This is a genomic window from Myxococcus llanfairpwllgwyngyllgogerychwyrndrobwllllantysiliogogogochensis (assembly GCF_006636215.1).
Classification (GTDB): Bacteria; Myxococcota; Myxococcia; order Myxococcales; family Myxococcaceae; genus Myxococcus; species Myxococcus llanfairpwllgwyngyllgogerychwyrndrobwllllantysiliogogogochensis.
Genome location: NZ_VIFM01000843.1, coordinates 1 through 424, shown reverse-complemented (window position 1 = coordinate 424; position 424 = coordinate 1). Strand labels below are relative to the sequence as shown.

The 424-nt window shown below is 74.5% G+C and carries 1 protein-coding gene; it reads left to right on the top strand.

The window, feature by feature from the left end:
• Positions 1–159 precede the first annotated feature (159 nt).
• Positions 160–424, top strand: a 265-nt coding sequence (locus tag FJV41_RS57490; RefSeq protein WP_281291682.1) for a hypothetical protein, incomplete at its 3' end; no start/stop codon positions are given.

Here is a 424-nt window from a genome sequence, read left to right as displayed (position 1 = left end):
GGCCGAGGCCCAGGCCATCGGCGCCAACGCCCGCGAGGCCACCACCGATCTCGGCGCGCTGCGCGCCGACGTGGAGAGCAATCTGCGCAAGGTCGAGAGCCTGGTCAACGAAATCCAGCGCAAATGGCCGTTCGCGCGCGACACCCGGATCCAGCTGCCATGACGATGCCGACGCCTGCTTCTCCCTCCGCTGCGAACCCGGGCCGGCGACCCCGGCGCGGCCGTACCGCCGCCATCACCCTTGTCATGGCGATCGCCGCCGGGCTGCTGGGCGGTTGTGCCGGGCGTGCTCCGCCGCCGGAATGGGCGCAGAACGCCCATGGCGCCGCCGCGCGGGCCTCCGAGGCCTACCTGTCCGGCGAGGACCGCATCGCGGCCCAGGAGTGGCGGCGCGCACGCGACGAAGTGGCCCGCACCGCGCGCC